Genomic DNA, 1229 nt, shown 5'->3' with positions numbered 1-1229 from the left:
CGGTGAGCGATAGTTCAAGGCGCTGTGTGGATGCTGCTCGTTGTAATGCTCGAAGGCAATTGCCAGGTTGCGCAGCGCCGTTTTTCGATCAGGCTTGGGCATATGCGCCACGTAATCACGCTTGATCGTCTTCACGAAACTCTCGGCCATGCCGTTGCTCTGCGGGCTGCGCACTGGGGTGGTCACCGGCTGCAAGCCGATCTGCCGAGCAAACAGGCGCGTCTGTTCGGCGGTGTATGCCGAGCCGTTATCGCTGAGCCATTGCACCGGCGTGGTGGGCAGTTGATCACCGAAGCGCTTCTCCACGCTTTCCAGCATCAAGTCGCGGATATCATCACCGCTATACCCGGTCGGGCTGGCGACCCAGCCGATGGCTTCGCGGTCGCAGCAGTCCAGGGCGAAGGTCACGCTCAGTTTGGCATCATCCTCGCAGCGGAACTCAAAGCCGTCCGAGCACCACCGCGTATCGCTGGTTTTCACGGCAATACGGCCTTCGTGCCGACGCGGCACGCCGGGCTGCTTGAGGCGGCGCTCAAGCAGCAAGTTGTGATCACGCATGACTCGGTAAACCCGCTTCACGTTGATCGCGGGCAGCAACTGGGTTTCACGTGCGCGACGCAGTAATCCCCAAACACGACGGTAGCCATAGCTCGGCAGCTCGCTGATCTGTTGCTGGATTTCGATCACCAGTTCAGCATCGCCCACAGACCTGCTTCGCCGTACTTTGGGCAAGGCTGATTGCTTGATTCGAACCGTTAATTGCGAGCGCGCCACACCGAGACATTCGCTGACCAGCTTCACTGGTCGTCCCCCGGCAACAAGGGTGAGTGCGCAATCCATTTTCGCGACCGGGCGATCTCCACGGCCTCTTTGAGGATTTCGGCTTCCATCGTTTTCTTGCCCAGCATCCGTTGCAGTTCACGGATCTGCTTGAGCGCATCGCTCAGCTCGGAGGCAGGCACCACGGCCTCGCCAGCACTGACCGCCGACAAGCTGCCGTCCTGATAAAGCTTGCGCCATAGGAACAGCTGATTGGCATTGATGCCGTTGCGCCGAGCCACCACCGACACGCTTTGCCCTGGCTCAAGGCTCTCGCGAACCATGGCCAGTTTTTGCTCTGGGCTCCAGCGACGACGCCGCTCCTGGCCCAAAAGCTCACCACTCTTATCGTTGCTATTAGTCATAAACATAACCGTTTGCCTATCCCTTATCGTAAGGGGGAAACGGTG

At 59.3% G+C, this 1229-nt stretch carries 1 protein-coding gene; it reads right to left on the bottom strand.

What is annotated here, in order from left to right; all coding sequences use genetic code 11:
• Nucleotides 1-1184, bottom strand: a protein-coding gene (locus BK658_RS29640; RefSeq protein WP_404943208.1) for an IS3 family transposase whose coding sequence is annotated in 2 segments (ribosomal slippage) — nucleotides 1-839 and nucleotides 839-1184 — 1185 coding nt annotated over the 2 segments. Because the reading frame shifts where the segments join, the coding sequence is not laid out codon by codon here. This gene is flagged as partial in the annotation.
• Between the last annotated feature and the right edge of the window lie 45 nt (nucleotides 1185-1229).

It is taken from the genome of Pseudomonas brassicacearum (assembly GCF_003732175.1).
GTDB lineage: Bacteria > Pseudomonadota > Gammaproteobacteria > Pseudomonadales > Pseudomonadaceae > Aquipseudomonas > Aquipseudomonas brassicacearum_G.
The sequence above is the reverse complement of the archived record's forward strand: the minus strand, read 5'-3'. Positions and strand labels throughout refer to the sequence as shown.